The sequence below is a fragment of the Luteimonas pelagia genome (assembly GCF_054776035.1).
Map to the genome: position 1 here is coordinate 658,489 of NZ_BAAHCG010000002.1, position 26,412 is coordinate 684,900.

A 26,412-nucleotide genomic window follows, 5' to 3' on the forward strand; every position below is an offset into this window, starting at 1 on the left:
TCCATGGATGGAGCGGCAGGGACGCCGCCTTCGCTGGTCGCCATCGCCATCGCCCTGCTCGCCGGAGCCGTCGGCTGCCTGGCGTTGCCCGCGTTGCCTCCTGCACCTTGGGGTGCCCTGGCCGTGCTGGTGGCGGGCCTGCTGGCGATGCGCCGGCATGTCGTCGCTCGCTTGGCCTCCGTGATTTTGGCCGGCGCCGTCGTCACCGGCTTGCACGCGGCGTGGGTGCTCTCCGCGCAACTGCCGGCGGACGACGCGGGGACGGACGTCCGCGTCACGGGGCGCATCGCGGGCCTCCCGGAGCACGGCACGCGGCGCACGCGGTTCCTGTTCCGGGTCGACGACGCGCCGCCCGTGCCGCCTTCGCTGCGGGGCCGGCGGGTCCGCCTGGCGTGGTACGACGGCTGGGGCGGGCAAGGTGCGGAGGCCTCCTCGGCGCGCAGGGACCTCGCCGCCGGGAGCCGGTGGGCCCTCGACGTCCGGCTGCGCGGCCCGCGCGGCCTGCGCAATCCGGGCGGCGCGGACGCAGAGCGCCATGCGCTCGCCGCGCGGATCATCGCGACCGGCTACGTCCGCGACACGGCCACCGCGCGCTTGCTGGCCGGGCCCACGGGCATCCACGCATGGCGCGAACGGATGTCGGCACGGATCGCCGGCGCCGTCGAATCGCCGTCCGCGCGTTTCGTCCGCGCGCTCGCCCTGGGCGACACCCGCACGCTCCGCGACGACGACTGGGACGTGCTGCGTGCCAACGGCCTGACCCACCTGGTGGCGATCTCGGGCTTCCACGTCGGGCTGGTCGCAGGGTTCGTCGCGCTGCTCGGCAGCGCGCTGTGGTGGTGCTGCCCCGGGTTGTCGAAGCGGATTCCACGGCCGCACGCGGCGGCGTTGTCCGCGCTCGCGGGGGCGGTCGGCTACGCGGCGGTCGCGGGGTTCGCGCTGCCGACGGTGCGCACGGCACTGATGGTGGCGATCGTGGTGGGCGCCCGCGTGTCGCGCCGTGCGCACGGCGCCACGGGTGCCCTGGCGCTTGCCGTGGTCGCGGTGGTGCTCGTCGATCCGCTGTCATTGCTCGGCGCCGGATTCTGGCTGAGCTTCGCGGGCGTGGCCTGGCTGCTGTGGTGCCTGCCGCGGGTGGTGGGCAATCCCGTGCGCGGGTTGCTCGACGCGCAGGTCGTGGCGAGCATCGGACTGCTGCCGTTGACGGTGTTCCTGTTCGACCAGGCCTCGCTGGCGGGCCCGCTGGCGAACCTCGTCGCGGTGCCCTGGTGGAGCCTGGTCGTCGTGCCGCTCGCGTTGGTCGGCACCGGGCTCGAGGCGATCCATCCCGGCGCGGGTGCCTGGGCGTGGTCGCTCGCGGCGTGGGCGTTCGACCTGTCCTGGCCGCTGTTCGAATGGCTCCACGGGACCGGGCTGGCCCTGTGGTGGCCGGCCGAATCGCGGTGGTTCGCGCTGCCGCTCGCACTGGCCGGGGCATTCTGGCTCCTGCTGCCGCGCGGCGTGCCCGGCAAGCCGCTCGCCGCGTTGCTCTGGCTGCCGCTGCTGTGGCCGGCACGGCAACTGCCCGCGCATGGCGACGTGGAGCTGGAAGTGCTCGACGTCGGCCACGGTCTGGCGGTCCTGGTGCGCACGCAAGGCCATGCGCTGCTCTACGACATGGGGCCGGCGGTGGACGCGGGCTTCGACGCGGGCGAGCGGGTCGTCGTGCCCGCGCTGCGTGCGCGGGGCGTGCGCCGGCTCGATGCGGCGGTCATCAGCCACGGCGATGCGGACCATGCCGGCGGCTGGCCGTCGGTCCAGCGCGCCTTCGGTGTCGATGCCGCGTGGGCGCCGGAAGGCTCCCCGGTTGCCGGCGACCGTCCCTGCGTCGCCGGGGTGTCCTGGACCTGGGATGGCGTCGAATTCCGGTTCCTGCATCCTCCCCCGGCGTTCCCTTACTTCGGCAACGAGGCGAGCTGCGTGCTCCGCATCGAGGCCGCGCATGGCAGCGCCGTGCTGGCCGGCGACATCGGCAAGGCGGTCGAACGCATGCTCGTGCGCCGGGATCCGCGCGCGGTGGCCGCCGACGTGGTGGTCGTGGCGCACCATGGCAGCCGGGGCTCGTCGGATCCTGCGTTCGTCGCCGCGGCGGGGGCCCGCTTCGCGCTCGTCGCGGCGGGGAGCGGCGGCCGGTTCAGCCTGCCGCACCCGGAGGTCGTGGCCCGTTGGCGGGACGCCGGCGTCGCAGTGGCCAACACCGCCGACACGGGCGCGCTGCGGCTGCGGATCGGTCCCCGCGGGACCACGGTCGAGGGCCGGCGCGCGACGCATGCCCGGGCATGGGACGCGGTCCGCGGGCGGGGCGGGGGCACCGGGGTATCCTGTCGGCCGGATCGAGGGGCCCACGGGGCCGGAGGACGTGCGTGCTGGAACTGGTGATGGCCGGCGGCTGGCCGATGATTCCGCTGCTGCTGCTGTCGGCGATCGCGCTGGCGATCATCGTCGAACGGTTCTGGTCGCTGCGCCGGCGCACCGTGCTGCCGCCCGGCCTGGGCGAGGAGGTCCGCGCCTGGGCCGCGCGCGGCAAGCTCGACCCGGGCCACATCCAGTCGCTGCGCGCGACCTCGCCGCTGGGCGCCCTGCTGGCCGCCGCGCTCGACATCCGCCACCGCCCGCGGGAACAGGTCCGCGAGCGCGTGGAGGACGTGGGCCGCCACCTCGTGCACCGGATGGAACGCTTCCTCAACACGCTCGGCACGATCGCCGCGATCGGGCCGCTGCTGGGCCTGTTCGGGACGGTGGTCGGCATGATCCAGATGTTCATGGGGATCCTCGACCACGGCGTCGGCGACGTCGGCCTGCTGGCCGGCGGCATCGGCAAGGCGCTGATCAGCACCGCGGCCGGCCTGATCGTGGCCATCCCGGCGCTGATGTTCCACCGCTACTTCCGCGGCCGCATCGGCGAGTACCTCGTGGAGATGGAGCACGAGGCGACGCTTCTGCTGGACGTGCTCGACCCGCGCGCGCCGCGCGCCCCGCAGGCCTGAGCCGGGCGGCCGCGTGCGCATCCGCGACCACCGGGTGGAGGACCAGCCGGAGATCAGCCTCGTCCCGCTGATCGACGTGATCCTGGTCATGATCATCTTCTTCGTGGCCACCACCACGTTCGACGCGCGCTCGATGCTCAAGCTCGAGCTGCCGCGTGCGACCGGCGCGCCCGTCGAACAGGCCGACGCGCCGCTGACCGTGCTGGTGAACGCCGACGGGCGCTACTTCGTGGAGGACCGCGAGGCGCTCCGCAGCGACGTGGAGACGCTCAAGCGCACCCTCGAGGAGGTCGCGGGCGACGATCGCGAGCGTGCGGTGCTACTGCGCGCCGACGCACGCACGCCGCACCAGGCCGTGGTGACGGCGCTGGATGCACTCGGCCAGCTCGGTTTCGTGCGCGTGTCGATCGGCACCGCGCCCGAGACCGTCAAGGGCCCGCCGGCGGAGGCGCGGTGAACGGGACGACCTCGCCCTGGCCCATCTACCGGCGCCTGCTCGGCCACGCCGGCCGCTACTGGCCGCTGCTTTCGCTGGCGCTGCTCGCGATGGTGGTGGAGGCCGTCGCCGGCGGCCTGTTCGTGCAACTGATGGAACCCCTGGTCAACCAGGGCTTCGTGGATCCCCAGCCGGGCGCGGCGACGCGCCTGCCGCTGATGATCGTCGGCCTGTTCCTGGTCCGTGGCGTGGCGACGTTCGTGACCGACTACGGCATGGCGCGCACCGGGCGCAGCGTGGTCCGCGACCTGCGCGAGCGGATCCTCGGCAAGTACCTGCGGCTGCCGTCGTCGCACTTCGACACCGAATCCGTGCCCGGCATGGTCAGCCGGCTGAACTTCGACACCGAGCAGGTGACCCAGGCCAGCGCGGACGCGCTGAAGATCATGGTCACCGACACGCTGGTGGTGGTCTACCTGCTGGGCGTGATGCTGGCGACCTCGGTCAAGGTGACCGTCGCGATGCTGGTGATCGCGCCGCTGATCGGCGGCATCGTCTGGTACGTGGGCGGGCGCTACCGCCGGATCAGCCGCGGCATCCAGGACGGCATGGCGCAGATGGCGCAGACGGCCGAGCAGTCGCTGGCGGCGCAGCAGGACGTCAAGGTGCACGGCGCGCAGGCGTTCGAGGGCGCGCGCTACTCGCGGATCGCCAACCGGATCCTGCGGCTGAACCTCAAGGTCGACGCGACCAAGGCGTCCGCCTCCGCCCTGGTGCAGATCCTCGCCGCCACCGCGCTCGCGGCGATCGTCTGGGTGGCCACGCGGGAGGCGCTCCAGGGCCGCCTGAACGCCGGCGAGTTCGTGACCCTGATGACCGCGATGATGGGCATCATCCCGTCGCTGCGCCGGATCACCGGCGTGCAGAGCGCGATCTCGCGCGGCGTTGCGGCCGCCGAGCGCATCTTCATGGTGCTCGACAGCGCCGAGGAACCCGACGAGGGGCGGCAGCCGATCGCGCGCGCCCGTGGCGAACTCGTGTTCGACGACGTTTCGCTGCGATACGCCGGCACCGACGCGGCGGCGCTGCACGGCATCAGCTTCACCGCGCGCCCCGGCACGGTCACCGCGATCGTGGGACGCTCGGGCAGCGGCAAGACCAGCCTGGCGCGGCTCGTGCCGCGTTTCTACGAACCGACCGCCGGCAGGATCACGCTCGACGGGGTGCCGCTGCGCGAGTACCGCCTCGACGACCTGCGCCGCCAGATCGCGCTCGTCGGTCAGCGGGTGATGCTGTTCGACGACACGGTGGCCGCGAACATCGCGTACGCGGAAGGCGGCGACGCGGACCGGGATGCGATCCGGCGCGCGGCCCAGGCCGCGAATGCATGGGAGTTCATCGAGCGCCTGCCGGCGGGCCTGGACAGCCCGGTGGGCGAGAACGGCGCGCTGCTGTCGGGTGGCCAGCGCCAGCGACTGGCGATTGCCCGCGCGATCCTGCGCGACGCGCCGATCCTGATCCTCGACGAGGCGACCGCGGCGCTGGACACCGAGTCCGAGCGCCTGGTGCAGGACGCGCTCGACCACCTGATGCCCGACCGCACGACGCTGGTCGTCGCGCACCGGCTTTCGACCATCGAACACGCCGACCAGGTGCTCGTGCTCGACGAGGGCCGGCTGGTGGAGCAGGGCACCCACGCCGAACTGCTGGCGCACGGGGGGCTCTACAGCCGCCTGCACCAGATGCAGTTCCGCGAGGGCTGAGGCGTGCCGCGCCGATTCGATCCGCCCGCGTACTGGTACGGGGACGCGCCGGTGCCCGCGTGGGCCCGCGCGGTCGAAGCGCTGTACGGCGCGATCGCGAGCCTGCGCCGCCGGGCGTACCTCTCGGGCTGGCGACGCATGCAGCGCGTGCCGGCGCCCGTGGTGGTGGTCGGCAACCTCGTGGCCGGCGGTTCGGGAAAGACGCCCCTGGTCGTCGCGCTGGCAAGGCGCCTGGCCCAGGCCGGATGGCGGCCGGGGATCGCGAGCCGCGGCTACGGACGGCGCGACGCGTCCCGCGGTGCCTGGGTGACGGAGGGAACCGGGGTCGAGACCGGCGGCGACGAGCCGGTCATGCTCGCGCGGCTCGCCGGCGTCCCGGTGCGCGTGGATGCCGACCGGGTCGCCGCCGCGCGCGCGCTCGTCGACGCCGGCTGCGACGTCGTGGTCTGCGACGACGGCCTCCAGCACTACCGGCTCGCGCGCGACGTCGAGATCGAAGTGGTCGACGGCGCGCGCCGTTACGGCAACGGACGGCTCCTGCCGGCCGGCCCGCTGCGCGAACCCGCCTCCCGCGCGGAAGCGTGCGACTTCCGCGTCGTGAATCTTGGCGGGGGCGCAGGGGGAGGCATCGTTGCCGGGTTCGGACGCTGGCCGATGCACCTGCGGCACGGCGAGGCGCGTCCGCTGCGCGGCGGACGGTCGCGCCCGCTCTCCGCCTTCTCCGGCCAGCGCGTCCACGCCATCGCGGGCATCGGGCATCCGGAACGCTTCTTCGACATGCTGCGGGCCGCCGGCATCGCGGTCGTGCCGCATGCGTTCCCGGACCACCATGCCTTCGCGCCGTGCGACTTCGAGTTCGGCAGCCGGTTGCCGGTGCTGATGACGGAAAAGGACGCGGTGAAGTGCGCGGATCTCGCGGGGCCGGACGCCTGGGTGGTGCCGGTGGACGCCGAGCTGCCCGAGGCGTTCTGGGTCGCGTTGCTCGAGCGGATCGCGCGCGCGCGTCCCGTGCCCGCCTGAGCCGCTTGCGCCCGGATCGCGCGCGGCTACCCTGATCCCTTCCGCAGGAGGCCGCCGGCATGTCGATCCCGCCCGACTTCATCGTCGCCATCCCGGCGCGCCACGGCGCAAGCCGGTTGCCGGGCAAGCCCCTGCGCTTGCTGGCGGGGGAACCGCTCGTCCTGCACGTCGCGCGCCGCGCCCTCTCGGCGGGCGCGCGCGCGGTGTGGGTCGCGACCGACGACGCGCGCATCGCCGAGGTGCTCGATGGCACCGGCGTCCATGTCGCGATGACCGCCGACGGCCATGCGTCCGGCAGCGACCGCCTGGCCGAATGCGCCGCGATCGCGGGCTGGGAGGACGACACGATCGTGGTCAACCTCCAGGGCGACGAGCCGTTCGCACCGGCCTCGGGCATCCGCGCGGTGGCGTCGACGCTCGCCGGCAGTGGCGCGTCGATGGCGACGCTCGCCACGCCCGTCGAGGACGCGGCGATGCTGTTCGATCCGAACACCGTCAAGGTCGTGCGCGACGACGCCGGGTTCGCGCTCTATTTCAGTCGCGCACCCATCCCCTGGCATCGCGACGGCTTCGCGACCGAGCCCACGCGGCTCCCGTCGGGCGACGCCGGCGCGTGGCTGCGGCACATCGGCATCTACGCGTACCGGGCGGGTTTCCTCCGCCGGTTCGCGACGATGCCGCCCGGGCGCCTCGAGCGCATCGAATCGCTCGAACAGTTGCGCGCCCTCGAGGCGGGCGTGCGCATCGCCGTCGGCCTGGCGCCGGAAGCGTTCCCGCCCGGCGTGGACACGGCCGACGACCTCGCGCGCGCCGAGGCCCGGCTCGCAGGGTCGGCGTGATGCGCCTTCTGGTGGTCTGCCTGGGCAACATCTGCCGATCGCCCATGGCCGAGGGCGCGTTGCGGTCGCGGCTCGCGTCCGCGGGGCTGGCGGGGCGCGTCGAGGTGGACTCCGCCGGCACCGGTGACTGGCACGTCGGCGCGCCGCCGGACCCGCGCGCGATCGCCTGCGCGCGGCGACACGGCGTGGACATCTCGATGCAGCGCGCGCGGCAGATCGTGCGCGCCGACTACGACGCCCATGCCTGGCTGCTTTGCGCCGACGCGAGCGTCCTGCGCGAGGTGGCGCGGCGTGCGCCCGCCGACGCCCGCGGGCGCGCGGTGCGGATGCTGGACTGGGCCTGGCCGGGCGGCGGGCCGTCCGACCTGCCGGGCGATCCGTGCCGGCTCGATCTCGCCGATCCCTACACCGGTGGCGTCGACGACTTCGAAGGGGTCTGGCGACGGATCGACGCGGCGGCCGCGGAGATCGCGCGCCGGCTGGCGTCGACGCCGCTGGAGGGCGGCGCATAATGCGCTCGGCACCACTGGCCAGTCAGGAGGCGCCGTGAGCGCAGCGATCGCACCCGCGATTCCCGCCCGGCTCGAGTGGCTCAACGCGACCGGGACGGGGTCCGCCATCCCGCGTCCCGGCGGGCTGACGCTGCTCGCGTTCGTGAACCTCGGGTCCGCATGGTCCGAGCGGCAGCTGCGCCGGCTCGAAGCCCTCGCGCGCCGTTACGCCACGCGCGCGCAGGCGTTCGCCATCCACGTGCCGCGCTTCGACCACGAGCGCGACCCGCGGCGCATGCGCCGCCAACTGGAGCGGCAGGGCATCACGTTGCCCGTGGTGCACGATCCCGACTGGGTCGCCTGGCAGCAGTACGGCATCGAGGCCTGGCCGACGGTCGTGCTGGTGGACGGCGCCGGTCGCATCGCGCTGCGCCAGTGCGGCGATGTCGCGCTCGATGCGTTCGAACGGGCGCTCGATGCCCACGCGGACGCGTTGCCCGTGCCCGACTTCGTGGACGAGGCGCCGGCGCGGCGCAGCGCGGACCCCGCGTTGCCGCTGCGTTTCCCCGTCGGCCTCGCGGTGACGAACGAGTACCTCTACCTTGCCGACAGTGGCCACCACCGCGTGCTGGAGTGCTCCCACGGCGGCAGGATCCTGCGTGTGTTCGGCACCGGGTCGGCCGACCACATCGACGGCGCGGGCGAGGATGCCGCGTTCCGCCGGCCGCACGGCCTCTGCCTGGACCGCGAAGCGCTGTACGTGGCCGACGCCGGCAACCACGCGGTGCGCCGCATCGACCTGCGCAGCGGCGAAGTCACCACCCTCCATGGGGCAGGACAGGCGGGCGCGACCGCCGGCGGGCATGTCGAAGCCGCGCCGGTGCCGCGCCTGGACACGCCGCGTGGCGTCGTGATGGGACGCGACCACCTGTATGTCGCGCAGGCGGGCGCCAATGCGGTCTGGGCATACGACCTGCGCGACGGCAGGCTCGAACGCGTCGCGGGCGACGGTTCGCTCGCCGTGCGGGACGGCAAGGGGATGGACGCCGCATTCGCCCAGCCGGTGGACCTCGCGATCGTCGGCCAAGTGCTTTACGTCTGCGACTCGGCGGGGTCGGCCATCCGCTCGCTGCGGACCGGCGACGGCCGCGTCCAGACGCTCGTCGGCACCGGCCCCTGGGACTCGGGCGGCGCGGACGGTGCGCGCGCCGAGGCGCGGCTGCAGGCCCCGCAGGCCATCGCGCTGGATGCCTCGGCGCCGTTGCTCTGGATCGCCGACACCGGCAACGACCGGCTGCGCAGCCTGCGCCTGGGGGGCGGCGAGCTCTCGACCCATGTGCTCCCCCGCCCGCTGCACGGTCCCGCGGGCCTGGCCGTGGGCGCCGGCGCGGTCTGGATCGCCGACACCGAAGCGCATGCCGTGCTGCGGATGGACCCCGACACCGGGGCCCTGCACCACGTGCCGGTCGGCGAATGACGCACGGACCGGCGCAACCGTCCGGCGCCTTCGACGGCAAGGCCTTCGTCCGCGGACTGCCGACCGCGCCGGGCGTCTACCGGATGCTCGGCGCGGACGGCGGCGTGCTCTACGTCGGCAAGGCCGGTGCGCTGAGGAAGCGCGTGGCGAGCTACTTCAACGCGGGGCCGAAGTCGCCGCGCATCGCCGCGATGCTCGCGCAGGTCGCCCGCATGGAGGTCACGGTCACCCGGACCGAGTCCGAGGCGCTGCTGCTGGAGAACCAGCTGATCAAGGCGCACCGGCCGCGCTACAACGTGCTGCTGCGCGACGACAAGAGCTACCCGTACATCCTTCTGACGGACGAAGCCTGGCCGCGGCTCGCGTTCCACCGCGGCGCGCTGTCCGGCCCGGGCCGGCTGTTCGGCCCGTACCCCAGCGCCTGGGCCGTTCGCGAGACGCTGAACCTGATGCACAAGCTGTTTCGCCTGCGGTCCTGCGAGGACAGCGTGTTCCGCAACCGGTCGCGCCCGTGCCTGCAGTACCAGATCGGCCGTTGCAGCGCGCCGTGCGTCGGCCTGGTGCGCGCACGCGACTACGCGCACGACACGCGCCGCGCGGTGCTGTTCCTGGAAGGACGCAGCGACGAGCTGCTGGACGAGGTCGTGGCCGAGATGGAGCAGGCCAGCAAGCGCCTGGATTTCGAGGAGGCCGCGCGGCTGCGCGACCTGCTGGCGACGCTCCGCAAGCTGCAGTCGCGCCAGTTCGTCGACGGGCGGGCCGCGGACCTGGACGTGCTCGCGTTGGCCACGGACGCGGGCACGGCCTGCGTGACCCTGCTGGCGTTCCGCGACGGCCGGAACCTGGGCACGCGCAGCTTCTTCCCGAAGACCAACGGGGCGGAGCCGGAAGAGGTCCTGTCGGCGTTCGTCTCCCAGTACTACGGCAGCCAGCCGCCGCCGCCGGAGGTGGTGCTCGACCGCGACATCCCGGACCGTGCGCTGCTGGAACATGCGCTCGCAGAGACGGCGGGCCGGCGGGTGGTGGTGAAGGCCAGCGTCCGGGGCGCGCGCGCCGGCTACCTCGACATCGCGCGGCGCAACGCGATCCAGGCGCTGGCGTCGGAACAGTCCAGCCAGGCGAGCCAGCAGGCCCGGGTGGCCGCGCTGCAGGCCCTGCTCGGGCTCGACGAACCGCCGGCGCGCATCGAGTGCTTCGACATCAGCCACACGATGGGCGAGGCCACGGTCGCCTCGTGCGTGGTGTTCGACGCGTCCGGGCCGGTGCGCGCCCAGTACCGCCGGTTCAACGTCACGGGCATCGAGCCGGGCGACGACTACGCGGCGATGCACCAGGTCCTCGGGCGGCGGTTCCGTCGCGCGGTGGAGGAGGACGGCGTGCTGCCGGACGTGCTGCTGATCGACGGCGGGGCGGGGCAGGTGGCGCAGGCGCGGAGCGTGCTGGCCGAACTCGGCGTGGCGGGCCTGGCGCTGGTCGGCGTGTCGAAGGGCGTCGAACGGCGCGCCGGCGACGAGACCCTGCTGCTCGACGACGGACGGGAGGTCCGTCCCGGCGCCGCGTCGCCCGCGCTGCAGTTCATCCAGCAGGTGCGCGACGAGGCCCACCGGTTCGCCATCACCGGCCACCGGGGCAAGCGGCAGAAGGCGCGGACGTCGAGCCGGCTGGAGGACATCCCGGGGATCGGTCCCCGGCGGCGGGCCAGCCTGCTTCGCCATTTCGGCGGGCTCGCGGGGCTGAAGGCCGCGGGCGTGGAGGACCTCGCGCGGGTCGAGGGCATCAATGCCGCACTTGCCGGCCGCATCTATGCGACCCTTCACGGGTTGCCTGCGCCCGCATCCGATCCAGACGCATGAAGCCCACCATCCCCAACATGCTCACCCTGATGCGGATCGTGTTGATCCCGGTCCTGGTGCTGGTGTTCTACCTGCCGTTCAAGTGGACGAACTTCGCCGCGGCGTTCGTCTTCGCGCTGGCGGCGGTGACCGACTGGCTGGATGGCTGGATCGCGCGGCGCTTCGACCAGTACTCGGCGTTCGGCGCGTTCCTGGACCCGGTGGCCGACAAGCTCATGGTGGCCACCGCGCTGTTCCTGATCGTGCAGGCCCACCCGACGCCGTGGATGGCGTTGTGGGCGGCGGTCATCGTCGGCCGCGAGATCGCGGTGTCCGCGCTGCGGGAGTGGATGGCGGAACTCGGGCAGCGCGCCCGCGTGTCGGTCGCCAACATCGGCAAGATCAAGACCGTGGTCCAGATGGTCGCGCTGGTCTGCCTGCTGTACGCGTTGCGGCCGGACCGGCCCGTGTACGTCGATCCGTGGATGGGGCGGACGGTGTTCGTGGTCGGCGACTGGCTGCTCGCGGCGGCCGCGCTGCTCACGCTCTGGTCCGGATTCGAATACCTGCGCGCGGCCTGGCCCGCGCTGCGCGCCCAGGAGCATGCCCGCAACGGCGTCGCAACCGGCCCGGAGACCCGCGGCGGGAGTTGACAGGGCGGCGGCGGCCAGTAGAATTCCGCTTCCTCCGCGGGAATAGCTCAGTTGGTAGAGCACGACCTTGCCAAGGTCGGGGTCGCGAGTTCGAGTCTCGTTTCCCGCTCCAGGTTTCGGCAAAGCCCCGGTTCGCCGGGGCTTTGTTCTTCCGGCCCACCGCAGGATCATCCGGTGTCCGGACCGGTCACCGGCCAGGTGGCAGAGTGGTTATGCAGCGGCCTGCAAAGCCGCGTACGCCGGTTCAATTCCGACCCTGGCCTCCAGTTCATGATCGCGACTTGCGACCCGCGCCCATGGCGCGGGTTTCTTTTTGCGCGTCGCTCCCCGCGGATTCCCGGCGTGGCCGCGATGCGGCACCATGTCGCGGCCGGCCCGGGTGGCGAAACCGGTAGACGCAGCGGACTTAAAATCCGCCGGCCGCGAGGCCATGCGGGTTCGAGTCCCGCCCCGGGCACCAGGCCGCGCCTTCGCCGGCATCCGACGTCGCATCGATTAAGGTTGCGCTGATGTCGCGCCATGCCGCCTACGCCGCCGCCCTGGTCGCCCTGGCCGCCTTCCTGGTCCTTTGGGCCTGGGGCAGCGCGCACTGGGCCTGGGGCGTGGCGGTTGCCGGCGCGCTCGTCCTGGTGGGGACCATCGACCTGCTGCAACGGCGCAGCACGCTCCGGCGCAACTATCCGATCCTCGCGCATTTCCGCTACGGGCTGGAGTCGATCGGCCCGGAAATGCGCCAGTACTTCATCGAGGCGGACACGGCCGAGGTGCCGTTCTCGCGCCAGCAGCGCGCGCTGGTCTACCAGCGGTCGAAATCGGTCAACGACACCCGGCCGTTCGGCACGCTGCACGACGTGTACGCGACCGACTACGAGTGGATCAACCACTCGATCACGCCCAGCGCGATCGATTCGACCGACTTCCGCGTGCTCGTCGGCGGCGAGCGCGCGAGCCCCTATTCGGCGAGCGTGTTCAACATCTCCGCGATGAGCTTCGGTTCCCTGTCGGAGAACGCGATCCGGGCGCTGAACCGGGGCGCGAAGCTGGGCGGCTTCTACCACGACACGGGGGAGGGCTCGATCTCCGCCTACCACCGCGCGCACGGCGGCGACCTGGTGTGGGAGATCGGTTCGGGCTACTTCGGATGCCGGGACGCCGAGGGCCGTTTCGATCCGGAGCGCTTCGCGGCGAACGCCGCCGACGCGCAGGTCCGGATGATCGAGATCAAGCTCTCGCAGGGCGCCAAGCCCGGCCACGGTGGCCTGCTGCCCGCCGCCAAGGTCAGCGCGGAGATCGCCGCCGCGCGCGGCGTGCCGATGGGCGTGGACTGCGTGTCGCCCCCGCAGCACAGCGCGTTCGAGACGCCCATCGGGCTGCTGGAGTTCCTGCAGGGGATCCGCCGACTGGCGGGCGACAAGCCGACCGGCTTCAAGCTGGCCATCGGGCACCCATGGGAATGGTTCGGCATCGCGAAGGCCATGCGCGAGACGGGGACGCTCCCGGACTTCATCGTGGTCGACGGCGCCGAGGGCGGGACCGGCGCGGCGCCGGTGGAATTCATCGAGCACGTGGGCGTGCCGATGCACGAGGCGCTGATGCTGGTGCACAACACCCTGGTCGGACTCGGACTGCGCGACCGGATCCGATTGGCGGCCGCGGGGAAGATCGTCAGTGCGTTCGACATCGCGCGGACCATGGCGATGGGCGCGGACTGGTGCAACGCGGCCCGGGGGTTCATGTTCGCCCTGGGCTGCATCCAGGCGCGCGCCTGCCATACGGACCATTGTCCGACCGGCATCACCACCCAGGATCCGGCGCGGTTCCGCAACCTGGACGTCACCGACAAGGGCGCCAGGGTGCATGCGTTCCACCGCAACACCCTGCACGCGCTGAAGGAACTGCTGTGCGCGGCGGGCCTGGACCACCCGTCCCAGCTGGGCCCGGAGCACATCCTGCGCCGGGTCGCGCCGACCGAGATCCGCTCGCTCGCGGCGCAGTACTGGTTCCTCGAGCCGGGCGAGCTGCTCGAGGGCGTGCCGCGTCACGCCGTGTTCCAGGATTTCTGGGCGGATTCGCGCAGCGACTCGTTCGCGCCGCCCCCGCGCGTGGTCGCACTGCGCGGGACGCGCTAGCCGGCGTCGTTTCCGAGCAGTTCGAGGATCCGCTCCGGCGGGCGCCCGATGACGGCGCGCTCGCCGACCACCAGGATCGGGCGTTCGAGGAGGGACGGATCGGCCGCGATCGCGTCGAGGATCGCGTCGTCGCCGACGCCGTCGCGGTCCAGGCCATGGGCGGCGAAGGCGGGCTCGCCTTTCCGGACCATGGCGCGCGCGCCGCCTTCGATCCGTTGCGCCAGCCACCCGAGGGTTTCGCGCGAGGGCGGCGTATCGAGGTAGCGCACCTCCTCGAATCCGACGTTCCGTGACGCCAGCAGGTGCAGCGCCTCGCGGGACTTCGAGCAGCGCGGGTTGTGGAAAAGGCGGGGAGACGGGTCCATGGGTGTTCCTGTAAGCGACAAGAATGACGATTAAAAGCGTATCAGGCGCATAAATCGCCATATATGGCGATTTGATGTGGTGGAGCGTTCGGCGTATAACTCGCCATCAGTGGCGAGTCCTGCTCTCGCGTGCGATGAGGACGTCGACGATGAAGATCGGGCACGGGATGGATGACGCGGCCATTCTGGCCGAACTCGGGGCGCGGCTGGCCGGCCTGCGCCTGGCGTGCGACCGCACCCAGGCCGATGTCGCGGCCGAGGCGGGGATTTCGAAGCGGACGCTCGAGCGCCTGGAAGGCGGCGCATCGACGCAGACGGTGAACCTCGTGCGCGTGCTCAGGGCGCTGGACGCCCTGGGCGGCCTGGAAACGGCGCTGCCGCCTGCCGGACCGGGTCCGATGCAACTGCTGCGGGGCGGGGGCCGGCCCCGCCGGCGTGCTTCGGGCGACGCATCCGCCGGCAGCGGGCGCGCGCCTTGGCGTTGGGACGCGGGGCAGTGAGCACCGTCGCCGAGGTCCGCCTCTGGGGCCGGACGATCGGCGCGGTCGCGCTGGACGAAGGCGACGATTGCGCGCGGTTCCAGTACGACCCGGACTTCGCCAGGAGCGGGATCGAGGTCGCGCCGCTGGCGATGCCGCTCTCCGGGCGCGTCTACGCCTTCCCGGAACTGGCCAGGGAAAGCTTCCACGGGCTGCCCGGCCTGCTCGCGGATGCGCTGCCCGACAGCTTCGGCAACACGCTGATCGATGCCTGGCTGGCGACGCAGGGTCGCCAGCCCGGGAGTTTCGATGCGGTGGAGCGGCTGTGCTACGTCGGCGCCCGCGGGATGGGGGCGCTGGAGTTCCGGCCGTCGACGGGCCCGCGCGCCACGCGCGCGGCGGAGGTCCACGTCGACGCCCTCGTCGCGCTGGCATCGGACGTGCTGTCCCACCGGCGCGACCTGCAGGCCTCGTTCGCCGACGATCCCGCGAAGGCCGAGGCGCTTCGCGGGATCCTGCGGGTCGGCACCTCGGCGGCCGGTGCGCGCGCCAAGGCCCTGGTGGCGTGGAACGAAACCACCGGCGAGGTCCGGTCCGGGCAGGCCGACGCGTCGCCCGGCTTCTCGCACTGGCTGCTCAAGCTCGACGGGGTGGTGGGCAATCGCGACCGGGAACTCGACGATCCGCAGGGCTTCGGCGCGATCGAATATGCGTACCACCTGATGGCGCTGGAGGCCGGCATCGCGATGACCCGGTGCCGGTTGCTGGAGGAAGGCGGCCGGCGCCACTTCATGACGCGGCGCTTCGACCGGCTCGAAGGCGGCGGCAAGCTGCACATGGCCTCGCTCGGCGGTCTGGCCCACTTCGACTACAACCGGGCCGGCGCGCACGGCTACGAACAGGCCTTGCAGGTCGTGCGCCGGCTCGGGTTGCCGGCCGGCGACGTCGAGGCGCTGTTCCGGCGGATGTGCTTCAACATCGTCGCGCGCAACCAGGACGACCACGTCAAGAACATCGCCTTCCTGATGGACCGCGCCGGCCGCTGGTCCCTGGCCCCGGCCTTCGACCTCAGCTACGCGCACAACCCCGCGGGGGCGTGGACGTCGCGGCACCAGATGTCGCTCAACGGCAAGCGCGACGGCTTCGACATCGGGGACTTCCGCGCCTGCGCCAGGTCGGCGTCGATGAAGCGCGGACGCGCGGAGGCCATCCTGGACCAGGTCACGCGGGCGGTCTCGAAATGGCGGCAGTTCGCCGATGCGGCAGCCGTCCCCGGGGGCGTGAGCGCGGCGATCGGCGCGACCCACCGGCTCGGCATCCTGCCCGCGAACTGACGCCCGCCGGCTTCCACCCGCGCGGCATTCCGCTATACTGCGCGCCCGACTCGTCCCGGGCACGCCGCGCAACGCGGTGGCGCCGGCGATCCGGGCGGTTAGCTCAGCGGTAGAGCATTGCCTTCACACGGCAAGGGTCGCAGGTTCGATCCCTGCACCGCCCACCAGTCAATGCAACGGGCCGGCACCTGCCGGCCCGTTGTCTGTCGAGTCCCGGCACGCCGGGCGCCGGGGGTTCCATGACGGGGAACCAGTCCAACGCGCGATACGCCGCGGCAAGCGCCGCGCTCGAGCGGGGCGACCTGCAGCGGGCGATGGCCATCCTGCGCGAACTCCTGCATGCCGAACCGGGGCACGTCGCGGCCTGGAACCTCGCGGGCGTCGTCCACGAGAAGGGCGGCGATCCCGATGCCGCGATCACCTGTTACCGCTACGCCGTCGAACGGGGTGCGGGCGCCGGCGTGCTTGCGAACCTCGCCGGTGCGCAGCAGAAGGCCGGCCGGCCCGCCGCCGCGGAGGCGGCGCTCGACGAGGCGCTGCGCCGCGAACCCGGGCTGGCGATCGCCTGGCAGAAGCGCGCGGGCCTGCGCGAAGGGCAAGGCCGGCTGCCGGAGGCGCTGGACGACTACCGCCGCGCGCATGCGCTCGACCCGCGGGACACCAAGAGCCTCGGGAACGCATACGTCCTCCGGCGCTATCTCGCCGATTGGGATCCGGGTGCGGTTCCCTCGACCGACACGCTCCTCGCCGCGTTCGCGGACCGGGACCGGGTCGACTTCGCGCCCTTCATCCTCCTGTCGCTGCCCGGGGTGCCGTCCGCGCGCATCCGCGATGCGGGCGTGCGTTTCGCCCGTTCGCAATGGGGGGCGACCCTGTCGGCCGACCCGCTGGTGTCCCGCGCCCATCCGCTGCGCGCGGGACGCATGCGCATCGGCTACGTGTCGTCCGACTTCCGCCACCATGCGGTGTCGTTCCTGGTGCTGGACGTGATCGCGGCGCACGACCGGGACGCGGTCGAAGTGGTGCTGTACGGCCACGGGCCGCCGGTACGGGACGCATGGCGCGATGCCGCCGTCGCGGCAGCGGACCGGTTCGTCGACATCGGGGCACTGTCCGACCGGGCCGCCGCGGAGGCGATCGCCGCTGACGGGATCGACGTGCTGGTGGACCTCAACGGGTACACCCAGCATGGCCGGCCGGGGATCCTCGCCTGGCGCCCCGCGCCGGTGATCGCGAGTTGGATCGGCTACGTGGGGTCGCTCGGCGAGCCCCGGCTGGCGGACTACGTGATCGCGGATCCCGTCGTGGCGCCGCCCGGCACCGACGCGGATTTCAGCGAGTCGATCGCCCGGATGCCCCGGTGCTTCCAGCCGAACGCGGGGCTCGAGGCCCTGGATCCGCCGCCGGCACGCGCGGATGCCGGCTTGCCGCCGGATGCCGTGGTCTTTTGCAGCTTCAACGAGGTCTACAAACTGCACCCCGACCTCTGGGACGACTGGTGCGCGATCCTCCGCGAGGTGCCGGGGGGCGTGCTGTGGCTGGCGACGCCCCGCCATGAGGCGGCGATCGCCAACCTCCGGACCGAAACCGCCCGTCGGGGCGTCGATCCTGCGAGGCTGCGTTTCGCCCCCAGGCTGGATCGCCGGGCGCACCTCGCGCGGCTCCAGCTGGCCGACATCGCCCTGGACACGTGGCCCTACAACGCGGGCACCAACGCGAGCGACGCCCTGCGCGCAGGCGTGCCGCTGCTCACCTTTCCCGGCGAGGCGTTCGTCGGCAGGATGGCCGCCAGCCTGTTGTCGGCGACGGGGTTGCGCGAGTGCATCGCCGCGGACCGGGACGCGCTGGTCGGCATGGCGGTCGCGCTGGGGAACGACGCAGGTGCGCGACGCGCGTTGCGCGAGCGGGTCCGGGCGCATGTCGAGGACGCGGCCGTGTTCCGGCCCGAGGTCACCGCCCGCGACCTCGAGTCACTGCTGCGGGAGATGCGCCAGGCCGCGATCGAGGGCCGGACGGGCCCGCTGGGCGCGCGCGTGGCCGGTCAGTAGACGGCGCACTGCCGGAAGCGCACCGGCGCGGTACTGCCCTCCGGCGGCTGCAACTGGAGCCGCGAGGTCCGCAGGTCCGGGTACTGCTCGACCACGGTGCAGATCGATTCGACCTGGTCCCCCGCGCCCGGCATGAGCACCACGAGCAGGGTGGAGCGCGTCGGCCACGACGCCGTCTCGACGCCCGGCAGGGCGGCGACCACGCGGGCGATCTCGGCGCGTTCCGCGTCCTGGCGAGCGGCCGAATCCGCCGTCGATTCTTCCACGGCCTGTCCCGGCGGCGTCGCGGGCGCGGCGGTGCGCGGCGCCGTGGCGGGGGGCGGGCGGTTGCCGGCGCGCGCGCCAGCGGGGGCGGGAGGCGTGCGGACCACGGGTGCAGGTGGTTCCGGTGCCGGTTCGGGGCTGCCGCCCGTGAGGAATGCCGTGGCGACGCCGACCACGAGTGCGCCCAGGCCCGCGATGACGATGCGACGCCGGGCCTGCGCATCGGCCTGGAGCTGCAGCGATTCGCGCAGCGAGTCGGGCAGGAACCCGCGCAGTTCGTCCCACAGGACGGTCCCGCCGAGCACTTCGACGCGGGCCCGCTCGGCCGCCGCGCGCGCACCCGCCTCGACGTGCCCCGTCGTGACGAGCACGCCACCCGTCGCGTCGTTGAAGCGCATCGCCGAGACCAGTTCGGCGACCGCCGGTGCGTCGATGCGGTAGTTGGAGCCATGCTTGCAGGACAGCAGCGATTTCGATCCGCCGGGCCGCTGGAGGATGAAGTCGGACTGCTGGCCGCGCTCGAGCGATTCGGCATCCGTGTCGATCTCGAAACCACGGTGGCGCATGGCATCGAGGACGAAGTGGGAGAACTCGCGCCACCGCATTCCCGCGAGTGCGGCGAGCCCGGCGGCGGCCTCGTCGCGCCGGCGGCCGACGGTCCAGAGCCAGGCGCCCGCGCCGACGCCGACCGCGAGCGCGACGACCAGTCCGAGCATCCATCCGTACGCCATCGTTCCTTCCTGTGTGTCCCCGGTTCCGGTTCCGGGACCGGAGGCGCGATCTTACGGCAGCGGCGTGACGGAAGCGGTCAAACGAACCGCTCCGAAAGCGCACGGCGGATCTCCGCCTCGATGGGCCCCTTCATGGCCGACAGCAGCATCCCGAGCTTCGCGTGCACGCGAAGCTGCCCCGGCCCCAGGGCGATCCGTCCGTCCACGCCGCTGCGGTTGAAGCGCATGACTTCGCCGTCCCAGTGCCAGTCCAGGCCGAACTTCTCCGCGAGCCGCCGGGCGAACGCCTCGACCTCCATCCGGGCCTGCGCGTCGGGAAGGGCATGGGCGTGCTGGATGTCGATCGAAGCCATGGCGTGTCCGTCCCAGGGGTGCCTGATTGTGCGCGCCGCGGACGCCGCTTCCAAGTTGCCGCCGCGTGCTAGATTCGCGCGGCGTGGAACAGATCAGAATCCGCACCGCAGGCGAGGAACCGGACGACCGCGTGCTCGGGCACGGCAGCCATGAACTGCCGGGCCGGCACGGCGGCGTGCGCCTGTGCCTGGACCGTCGGGGCGCCTGGCTGCAGGTGGACCCCGATGCGTCCGGCGTGCTGGTGAACGGACGCCCCGTCCGGCGCATGGCGATGCTGCGCATCGGCGACACGCTCTGGCTGGATGGGCGCGAGGTGCACCTGCTTGCCGCGAACGCACCCGGCGACGAGGGAAGCGGGTCGGGCACGCCAGCCCCGCGCCTGGTCCTGCGCGGCGTGGGCGGGCATTACCACGGACGGTGCATCACGCTCGACCGTCCCAGGACGGTCGGTCGCCGGTCCGACTGCGACATCCGGGTGGACGACCCCGCGTTCCCCGAGCGGCACGCCAGGCTCGAGGCGGACGGCCACGGGGTGGTCCTGGAACCCCTGGGCGGGGACGAGCACAGCCTGGTCAACGGTGAGCGCGTGGGGCACGCGCGGCTGCGGGCAGGCGACCAGGTCGTCTTCGACGGGCACCATCGCTTCGTGCTCGAGTCGCCGGGACGGCCGCGCCCGGCCCGCGACCTTCCACCCGACGAAGCGGAAGCGGAAGCGCCGCTGCCCCTCGCGCGTCGCGGCGCCGCCGCCGGCGGATTGCGGCGGCTGCCGTGGTTGCTCGGGGCGGCGCTCGTCCTCGCCGGCCTGCTCAGCCTGCTGCTGTTGTCCGGCGGGCCGTGAGAGGGGCGACGCGCTTCCACGCGCGCCAGCCGAGCAGGACGGCCAGGATCCCCGCGTAGAGCAGCGGCTCGCGCACGTCCGTCTTGACCACCCACCAGAAGTGCAGCACCGCGAGGGCGGCGATCGCGTAGACCAGCCGGTGCAGCCGCGCCCAGTTGCGGCCGAGCCGCCGGATCCACCCTGTCGTCGACGTCAGCGCGAGCGGCACCAGCAGCAGCCAGGCGGCGAACCCGACGGTGATGTACGGCCGTTCGGCGATCTCCTCGAACACCAGCGACCAGTAGCCGCGCAGGTCGAGCGCGAGGTACGCGGTGAAGTGCAGCGTCGCGTACGCGAAGGCATACAGCCCGAGCATGCGGCGGAACCGGACCAGCACGGGCTGGCCCGTCAGCTGGCGCAGCGGCGTGATCGCCAGGGTCGCCAGCAGCAGGCGCAGGGCCCACAGTCCCAGCCGATGCTCGATCTCCGCCACGGGGTCGGCGCCGAGCGCGTCGCTGCCCGTGCGCCACACGTCGACGAACTGCCAGGCCAGGATCGCGAGCGGCGTGAGCGCCAGCAGGTGGACGAGGGCCTTGGCCGCGACCAGGCTTCCGGACGCGCGCCGGCTCAGAACCACCTCCGCAGGTTCATGCCCTGGTAGAGATGGGCGACCTGGATCGCGTAGCCGTTGAACAGCCGGGTCTCGATGCGGTTCGCGAACAGCCGGCTGGCCGTGCCGGAGATGCGGCGCTCGGTCTTCTGGCTCCACCGGGGATGGTCGACGAGCGGGTTCACGTTGGAGAAGAACCCGTATTCGCGCGGCTGCGCCATGTTCCAGCTGGTCGGCGGCATGCGCTCGACGAAGTCGATCGCCACGATCGACTTGATGCTCTTGAAGCCGTATTTCCACGGCACGACAAGCCGGAGCGGCGCGCCGTTCTGCTGCGGCAGCGGCTTGCCGTACAGGCCGGTGGCCAGGAACGCGAGCGGGTGCATCGCCTCGTCGATGCGCAGGCCCTCCCGGTAGGGCCAGTCGAGCGCGGGATAGCGGATGCCGGGCATCTGCTTCGCGTCGGCCAGGGTGGTGAACGCGACGAACTTCGCGGCGGACGTCGGCCGGAAGCGCGCCAGCACCCCGGCCAATGGCACGCCGAGCCACGGGATGACCATCGACCAGCCTTCCACGCAACGCAGCCGGTACGTCCGCTCCTCGTTGGCGCCGCCCTTGAGCAACTGCTCGAGTGACACCGTGCCGGGACGTTCGCAGGCGCCGCCGACCTTCACCGACCAGGGGTCGGTCACCAGCGTGCGCGGCGCCTCCGAGGGATCCTCCTTGCCGGTCCCGAACTCGTAGAAGTTGTTGTAGCTGGTGACGTCGCGCTCGCTGGTCAGCGTCTCGTCGGTATCGAACCCGGTGCGCGCGACGGCCCGCGGGATCGCCGCGCGGGCGGGGGGCGGCGGCTCCTGCGCGCCGGCGCAGCCGGCGACGGAGAGCACCGGCGCGGCCGCCATCGCCCCGAGCAGCCGCCGCCGGTCGCGGTACACCGCCGCGTCGGTGATGGCGGAGGCGGGGATCCGCAGGGCATCTCGGAGTTCACGCAGGGACATGTCGGCCTCTCGGGCTGCAGCGCTGTCCGTGGTACGGGGTGCCCCGGCGCGCGGATGCGCCGCCGTTCGGCGGCGGTCGGGCGGGGCGCCTGCGGCATACTAGCCAACGGTGCGTTACGCCCGCGCCAACCCTTCCCGAATTCGCCGGAGCGCCGGATGTCGCGAGCCTTCAATTTCAGCGCCGGTCCCGCCGCGCTGCCCGAGCCGGTCCTGCGCCAGGCAGCGGACGAGATGCTCGAGTGGCGCGATGCCCGCGCTTCGATCGTCGAACTGAGCCACCGCGGACCGGAATTCCTCGAGGTCGCGGAGCGCGCGGAAGCGGACCTGCGCGCCTTGCTGACGATCCCGGACTCGCACGCGGTGCTGTTCCTTTCCGGTGGCGCCACCACGCAGCAGGCGCTCATTCCGTTGAACTTCGCCGCACCGGGACAGCCGGCGGACTACGTGGTCACCGGACACTGGTCCAGGACCGCCCTGAAGCAGGCGGCGCCCTACGTCGCCACGCACGTGGCGGCTTCCGGCGAGCGGGGCGGGTTCCGCGACATCCCCGATGCGCGGGCGTGGGAACGGGTGGCCGACGCGGCGTACCTGCACATCACCGACAACGAGACGATCCACGGGGTGGAATTCCCGGGTCCCCCGTCGACCGGCGACGTCCCGCTCGTCGCCGACTTCAGTTCCTCGATCGCGTCGCGCCCGGTGGACGTGTCGCGCTACGGGCTGATCTACGCCGGCGCGCAGAAGAACCTCGGGCCGGTGGGCATCACGGTGGTGATCGTCGACCGCGCGCTGCTCGAACGCGACGGGCAGCCGCGGGCCGACATCCTCGACTACCGCTCCCACGCCGCGAAGGACTCGATGCTCAACACGCCGCCGACGTGGAACTGGTACCTGCTCGGGCTGACGGTGCGCTGGATGCTGGACGAAGGGGGCGTGGAGGAATTCGCGCGTCGCAATGCGCGCAAGGCGGAGATGCTCTACGCCGCGATCGACGGGTCCGGCGGCTTCTACCGCAACGAGGTCGCCGCGCCGGTGCGCTCGCGCATGAACGTTCCCTTCTTCCTGCACGACGACGTGCTCGAAGCCGCGTTCCTGCGCGAGGCCCGCGAGGCGGACCTGATCTCGCTGAAGGGACACCGGGCGCTTGGCGGCATGCGCGCCTCGATCTACAACGCGATGCCCGAGGCGGGCGTGCGCGCCCTGGTCGACTTCATGCGCGACTTCGCCGCCCGGCATGGTTGAGGCGATGGACGACACCGGCGCCACGCCCGCCGCGGGCGAACCGGCTGCCAGGCAGGACTGGCTGGCGCGGCCGTCGGCGCCGATCCGCGGCACGTTCGACGTCCCGGGCGACAAGTCCATCTCCCACCGCGCGCTCATGCTCGCGGCGATCGCCGACGGCGCCTCGCGCATCGAGGGCTTCCTGGAGGGCGAGGACACGCGTGCGACCGCTGCGATCCTCGAGCGCCTGGGCGTGCGCATCGACATGCCGTCGGCGGGCGTGCGGGTGGTCCATGGCGTCGGACTGGACGGCCTGCGTGCGCCCGACGGCCCCCTCGACTGCGGCAACGCCGGCACCGCGATGCGCCTGCTCGCCGGCCTGCTGGCGGCGCAACCCTTCGACTCCGTGCTGGTCGGCGACGCGTCGCTGTCGCGGCGCCCGATGCGTCGCGTGGTGGAGCCGCTGACGCGCATGGGCGCCCGCATCGGCGCGGCGGCCGGCGGGATGCCACCGCTGGTGATCCGCGCCCACGACCGACTGCGACCGATCGACCTGAAGACCGAGGTCGCGAGCGCGCAGGTCAAGTCCGCCATCCTGCTGGCCGGACTGCGCGCGGACGGCACGACGACCGTCCGCGAACCGCGGCCGACGCGCGACTACACGGAACGGATGCTGGCGGCGTTCGGCGCCGACGTCGCGTTCTCGCCCGGGCGCGCGAGCGTGCGGGGCGGTTCGCGCCTCGTGGCGCGGGACGTGGTCGTCCCCGCCGACTTCTCGTCCGCGGCCTTCCTCGTCCTCGCCGCGACCCTGGTGCCCGGATCGGACGTCCGGCTCCCGGGCGTCGGCATCAACCCCAGGCGGACCGGCCTGCTGCACGTGCTGCGCGCGATGGGCGCCGACATCGCGGTCGAGGCCGTGCGCGAAGCGGGTGGCGAACCCGTGGCCGACCTGCGGGTGCGCCATGCGCCGCTGCGCGGCGTGCGCGTGCCCGACGAACACGTGCCCGACATGATCGACGAGTTCCCGGTGCTGTTCGCGGCCGCCGCCTGCGCGAGCGGCGCGACCCTGGTGCGGGGCGCGTCCGAACTGCGGGTCAAGGAGTCGGACCGCATCACGGGCATGGCCGACGGGCTGCGCAACCTCGGCATCCGCGTCGACGAGTATCCGGACGGCGCCGTGGTCCACGGCGGACGGATCCAGGGCGGTGGCGTCGACAGCCACGGGGACCATCGCCTGGCGATGGCGTTCGCGGTGCTCGGCCAGTGCGCCGCGGAGGAGGTGCTCGTGGCGGACGTGGCCAACGTGGCGACGTCGTTCCCCGGTTTCGATGCGATGGCGGTCGAGGCGGGCTTCGGCCTGGAACCCGCCCAGCCGAGGGGCTGACCGCGGCGGCGAGCCGCGTGCGTCAGCGCCGCGCGCGGAACTCGATGGGCACCACCACGCTGCCGACGGTGGGGCGTCCGTCCACCTGCGCGGGACGGAAGCGCCAGCGGCGGACCGCGTCGAGCGCGGCGCGGTCGAGTTCGCGCGACCGGCTGCCCTGCACCAGGCTCACCGACACCGGCACGCCATCCGGCCCGACTTCCGCGCGGACCAGCACCGTGCCCTCGATCCCTCGACGCAGCGCGCGGCGGGGGTAGTCCGGCGGCGGGCTCTGCCCGGGGATGGGTTCGGGCGACGCACCCGCGGCCAGCGGTGCCGCGGCCTGCGGCGGCGGGACGTCCGGCGCCACCTCCGGCTCGATTTCCGGGGGCTCGATGCGGGCCTGTTCCTCCTCGATGCGCGCGGCCTCGCGCTCGCGCGAATCGGCGTCGGCCATCCCGCTCGCGCCGCGAGGGCGGCCCGCGGGCAACGGTGCGGGCAGGGGCGCGTAGCCGTCGTCCGCGCGCGGCCCGATCACCGGGTCCACGGTGTAGAAGTCCGCACGGTCCTGCCGCCAGACGACCGCGAACAGGCCCAGGCCGATGGCGAGGGCGGCCGCGATCAGGAGCAGGCCACGTCGCGACGGTCGCCAGTCGTGGACGCTCGACCGGCGCGCGGGGCGCGGCTTCGCGAGGCGCTCGGTGTCGTTGGACGGCGTCGGCGTCGGTTCGGGCATGGGTGTCCGGGGCGGGGAGGACCGGGGGGCGATTCTGGCACACGGCCCCATGTGCGCCGCGTCGCCCTCGGCATCCCGCGCGCATCGGGCGATAATCGCGGTTTCCCCGCGTCCCGGTGGCCCGATGCTCGACCCCGTCCTCCTCCGCTCCCAGCTCGACGACACCGCCGGCCGCCTCGCCACCCGCGGCTTCACGCTCGACGTCGAATCGATCCGGGCCCGCGAAGAGGCGCGCAAGGAGATCCAGGTCCGGACGCAGGCCCTGCAGAACCGCCGCAACCAGCTCTCGAAGGAGATCGGCATGCGGAAGTCCCGTGGCGAGGACGCCTCGGCGGTGCTGGAGGAAGTCGCTGGCCTGAAGGCCGAGCTGGAGGCGGACGAGGCGCGACTCGGGGACATCCGGAGCGCACTCGAGGCGCTCGCGCTCGGCCTGCCCAACCTGCCGGACGCGTCGGTGCCCCAGGGGAAGGACGAGTCCGACAATGTCGAGCAGGCCCTGTGGGGCACGCCGCGCGCGTTCGACTTCGAGGTCCTCGACCATGTCGCGCTCGGCGCGCGGCATGGATGGCTCGACGCGGAGACCGCCGCCAAGCTGTCCGGCGCGCGCTTCACGGTGCTGCGTGGCGAGCTCGCCCGGCTGCATCGCGCGCTCGCGCAGTTCATGCTCGACCTGCACGTGGGCGAGCATGGGTACGAGGAGACCAGCGTGCCGCTGCTGGTCAACGCCGACGCCATGCAGGGCACCGGCCAGCTGCCGAAGTTCGAGGACGACCTGTTCGCGACCGACGTCGGCGGTGGCGAAGGCGCGTCGCGCCGCTACCTGATCCCGACAGCCGAAGTTCCGCTGACCAACACGGTGCGCGAGGAGATCGTCGACGCGTCGCGCCTGCCGCTGCGCATGGTGGCGCACTCGCCGTGCTTCCGCGCCGAGGCGGGCAGCCACGGCCGCGACACGCGCGGCATGATCCGCCAGCACCAGTTCGAGAAGGTCGAACTGGTGTCCGTGACCCGGCCGGAGGACAGCGACGCCGAGCACGAGCGCATGACGCGCGCGGCCGAGGCGGTGCTGGAACGCCTCGGGCTGCCGTACCGGCGCGTCCTGCTGTGCACCGGGGACATGGGCTTCGCCGCGCGCAAGACCTACGACCTCGAGGTCTGGTTGCCGTCGCAGGGCACGTACCGGGAGATCTCGAGCTGTTCGAACTGCGGCGACTTCCAGGCCCGCCGCATGCAGGCACGCTGGCGCAACCCCGACACCGGCAAGCCGGAGCTCGTCCACACGCTCAACGGGTCCGGCGTGGCCGTGGGCCGCGCGCTGATCGCGGTGATGGAGAACTACCAGCGCGCCGACGGCACCATCGACGTTCCGGAGGCCCTGCGGCCCTACATGGGCGGAAGCGCGCGCATCGGCTGACCGCCGCGCGCG

General features: G+C 73.0%; 23 protein-coding genes, 4 tRNA genes and 1 pseudogene. 22 read left to right on the forward strand and 6 right to left on the reverse strand.

Annotated features, from left to right (window positions below):
* Nucleotides 1–3: 3 nt before the first annotated feature.
* From ACYU7H_RS08290 to ACYU7H_RS08355, 14 genes and pseudogenes are all read left to right on the forward strand, one after another.
* A pseudogene (locus ACYU7H_RS08290) lies at nt 4–2,509 on the forward strand (DNA internalization-related competence protein ComEC/Rec2); the annotation flags it as partial.
* On the forward strand, nt 2,403–3,026 hold the full coding sequence (locus tag ACYU7H_RS08295) for a MotA/TolQ/ExbB proton channel family protein (RefSeq protein WP_460813788.1): 624 nt from the start codon (nt 2,403–2,405) through the stop codon (nt 3,024–3,026). The pseudogene ACYU7H_RS08290 and the gene ACYU7H_RS08295, both read left to right, overlap by 107 nt.
* Before the next feature lie 13 nt (nt 3,027–3,039).
* Entirely contained in the window at nt 3,040–3,483 is a 444-nt protein-coding gene (locus ACYU7H_RS08300; protein WP_460813789.1) for an ExbD/TolR family protein, read from the forward strand.
* Nucleotides 3,480–5,225: a lipid A export permease/ATP-binding protein MsbA gene (msbA, locus tag ACYU7H_RS08305; protein WP_460813790.1), complete on the forward strand. Its 1,746-nt coding sequence runs from the start codon at nt 3,480–3,482 to the stop codon at nt 5,223–5,225. The genes ACYU7H_RS08300 and msbA overlap by 4 nt, the downstream gene beginning before the upstream one ends.
* A 3-nt stretch (nt 5,226–5,228) precedes the next feature.
* Nucleotides 5,229–6,245, forward strand: a complete 1,017-nt coding sequence (gene lpxK, locus ACYU7H_RS08310) for a tetraacyldisaccharide 4'-kinase (RefSeq protein ID WP_460813792.1) — start codon at nt 5,229–5,231, stop codon at nt 6,243–6,245.
* A gap of 59 nt (nt 6,246–6,304) precedes the next feature.
* Nucleotides 6,305–7,084 (forward strand): 3-deoxy-manno-octulosonate cytidylyltransferase, encoded by a 780-nt coding sequence (gene kdsB, locus ACYU7H_RS08315; protein WP_460813794.1) that lies wholly within the window; start codon nt 6,305–6,307, stop codon nt 7,082–7,084.
* On the forward strand, nt 7,084–7,596 hold the full coding sequence (locus ACYU7H_RS08320; RefSeq protein ID WP_460813795.1) for a low molecular weight protein-tyrosine-phosphatase: 513 nt from the start codon (nt 7,084–7,086) through the stop codon (nt 7,594–7,596). The genes kdsB and ACYU7H_RS08320 overlap by 1 nt, the downstream gene beginning before the upstream one ends.
* Before the next feature lie 34 nt (nt 7,597–7,630).
* Nucleotides 7,631–9,052, forward strand: coding sequence for a hypothetical protein (locus ACYU7H_RS08325; protein ID WP_460813797.1), 1,422 nt, complete (start codon nt 7,631–7,633; stop codon nt 9,050–9,052).
* Nucleotides 9,049–10,905, forward strand: coding sequence for an excinuclease ABC subunit UvrC (gene uvrC, locus ACYU7H_RS08330; RefSeq protein WP_460813799.1), 1,857 nt, complete (start codon nt 9,049–9,051; stop codon nt 10,903–10,905). Before ACYU7H_RS08325 ends, uvrC begins: the two co-directional genes overlap by 4 nt.
* Nucleotides 10,902–11,537 (forward strand): CDP-diacylglycerol--glycerol-3-phosphate 3-phosphatidyltransferase, encoded by a 636-nt coding sequence (pgsA, locus tag ACYU7H_RS08335; RefSeq protein ID WP_460813800.1) that lies wholly within the window; start codon nt 10,902–10,904, stop codon nt 11,535–11,537. Before uvrC ends, pgsA begins: the two co-directional genes overlap by 4 nt.
* A 36-nt stretch (nt 11,538–11,573) precedes the next feature.
* Nucleotides 11,574–11,649 (forward strand) — tRNA-Gly (locus ACYU7H_RS08340).
* An 80-nt stretch (nt 11,650–11,729) separates the two neighbouring features.
* Nucleotides 11,730–11,803 (forward strand) — tRNA-Cys (locus tag ACYU7H_RS08345).
* Nucleotides 11,804–11,910: 107 nt separating this feature from the next.
* Nucleotides 11,911–11,997: transfer RNA gene (locus ACYU7H_RS08350), tRNA-Leu, on the forward strand.
* Between the two features lie 49 nt (nt 11,998–12,046).
* Nucleotides 12,047–13,666 carry an FMN-binding glutamate synthase family protein gene (locus ACYU7H_RS08355; protein WP_460813801.1) on the forward strand — a complete coding sequence of 540 codons (1,620 nt, stop codon included), beginning with the start codon at nt 12,047–12,049 and terminating at the stop codon, nt 13,664–13,666.
* On the opposite strand, the gene arsC is transcribed toward ACYU7H_RS08355, so the two are convergent.
* Nucleotides 13,663–14,031, reverse strand: a complete 369-nt coding sequence (gene arsC / locus ACYU7H_RS08360; RefSeq protein WP_460813803.1) for an arsenate reductase (glutaredoxin) — start codon at nt 14,029–14,031, stop codon at nt 13,663–13,665. The two genes, ACYU7H_RS08355 and arsC, sit on opposite strands and share 4 nt — an antisense overlap.
* Before the next feature lie 149 nt (nt 14,032–14,180).
* On the opposite strand from arsC, the gene ACYU7H_RS08365 reads away from it, so the two are divergent.
* The 4 genes from ACYU7H_RS08365 (at nt 14,181) to ACYU7H_RS08380 (ending at nt 17,892) form a co-directional block, all read left to right on the forward strand.
* A complete protein-coding gene (locus ACYU7H_RS08365) occupies nt 14,181–14,531 on the forward strand; it encodes a helix-turn-helix domain-containing protein (RefSeq protein ID WP_460813804.1) in 351 nt (116 codons plus the stop codon).
* Nucleotides 14,528–15,844 (forward strand): type II toxin-antitoxin system HipA family toxin, encoded by a 1,317-nt coding sequence (locus tag ACYU7H_RS08370; RefSeq protein WP_460813805.1) that lies wholly within the window; start codon nt 14,528–14,530, stop codon nt 15,842–15,844. The genes ACYU7H_RS08365 and ACYU7H_RS08370 overlap by 4 nt, the downstream gene beginning before the upstream one ends.
* 92 nt (nt 15,845–15,936) lie before the next feature.
* Nucleotides 15,937–16,011 (forward strand) — tRNA-Val (locus ACYU7H_RS08375).
* 72 nt (nt 16,012–16,083) lie between these two features.
* The gene (locus ACYU7H_RS08380; RefSeq protein ID WP_460813807.1) at nt 16,084–17,892 is read left to right on the forward strand and encodes an O-linked N-acetylglucosamine transferase, SPINDLY family protein; all 1,809 of its coding nucleotides are present in this window, start codon (nt 16,084–16,086) and stop codon (nt 17,890–17,892) included.
* On the opposite strand, the gene ACYU7H_RS08385 is transcribed toward ACYU7H_RS08380, so the two are convergent.
* Nucleotides 17,886–18,887 (reverse strand): restriction endonuclease, encoded by a 1,002-nt coding sequence (locus tag ACYU7H_RS08385; RefSeq protein ID WP_460813809.1) that lies wholly within the window; start codon nt 18,885–18,887, stop codon nt 17,886–17,888. The two genes, ACYU7H_RS08380 and ACYU7H_RS08385, sit on opposite strands and share 7 nt — an antisense overlap.
* A gap of 77 nt (nt 18,888–18,964) precedes the next feature.
* A complete protein-coding gene (locus ACYU7H_RS08390) occupies nt 18,965–19,240 on the reverse strand; it encodes a polyhydroxyalkanoic acid system family protein (protein ID WP_460813810.1) in 276 nt (91 codons plus the stop codon).
* Nucleotides 19,241–19,323: 83 nt separating this feature from the next.
* Here ACYU7H_RS08390 and ACYU7H_RS08395 point away from each other — a divergent pair, with 83 nt between their 5' ends.
* Nucleotides 19,324–20,079, forward strand: a complete 756-nt coding sequence (locus tag ACYU7H_RS08395) for an FHA domain-containing protein (protein WP_460813812.1) — start codon at nt 19,324–19,326, stop codon at nt 20,077–20,079.
* Here ACYU7H_RS08395 and msrQ read toward each other — a convergent pair.
* Together msrQ and msrP are read right to left on the reverse strand one after the other, a co-directional pair.
* Complete coding sequence (gene msrQ / locus ACYU7H_RS08400; RefSeq protein WP_460814018.1) at nt 20,048–20,689, reverse strand: protein-methionine-sulfoxide reductase heme-binding subunit MsrQ; 642 nt, start codon at nt 20,687–20,689, stop codon at nt 20,048–20,050. The two genes, ACYU7H_RS08395 and msrQ, sit on opposite strands and share 32 nt — an antisense overlap.
* Nucleotides 20,686–21,666, reverse strand: coding sequence for a protein-methionine-sulfoxide reductase catalytic subunit MsrP (msrP, locus tag ACYU7H_RS08405; protein ID WP_460813814.1), 981 nt, complete (start codon nt 21,664–21,666; stop codon nt 20,686–20,688). Before msrP ends, msrQ begins: the two co-directional genes overlap by 4 nt.
* 156 nt (nt 21,667–21,822) lie before the next feature.
* Between msrP and serC the strand changes: the two genes are divergently transcribed.
* Nucleotides 21,823–22,908 (forward strand): 3-phosphoserine/phosphohydroxythreonine transaminase, encoded by a 1,086-nt coding sequence (gene serC, locus ACYU7H_RS08410; protein ID WP_460813816.1) that lies wholly within the window; start codon nt 21,823–21,825, stop codon nt 22,906–22,908.
* Between the two features lie 4 nt (nt 22,909–22,912).
* Nucleotides 22,913–24,271, forward strand: coding sequence for a 3-phosphoshikimate 1-carboxyvinyltransferase (aroA, locus tag ACYU7H_RS08415; protein ID WP_460813818.1), 1,359 nt, complete (start codon nt 22,913–22,915; stop codon nt 24,269–24,271).
* A gap of 22 nt (nt 24,272–24,293) precedes the next feature.
* On the opposite strand, the gene ACYU7H_RS08420 is transcribed toward aroA, so the two are convergent.
* Nucleotides 24,294–24,986 (reverse strand): energy transducer TonB, encoded by a 693-nt coding sequence (locus tag ACYU7H_RS08420; RefSeq protein ID WP_460813819.1) that lies wholly within the window; start codon nt 24,984–24,986, stop codon nt 24,294–24,296.
* 124 nt (nt 24,987–25,110) lie between these two features.
* On the opposite strand from ACYU7H_RS08420, the gene serS reads away from it, so the two are divergent.
* The gene (gene serS / locus ACYU7H_RS08425; protein ID WP_460813821.1) at nt 25,111–26,400 is read left to right on the forward strand and encodes a serine--tRNA ligase; all 1,290 of its coding nucleotides are present in this window, start codon (nt 25,111–25,113) and stop codon (nt 26,398–26,400) included.
* Nucleotides 26,401–26,412 lie beyond the last annotated feature (12 nt).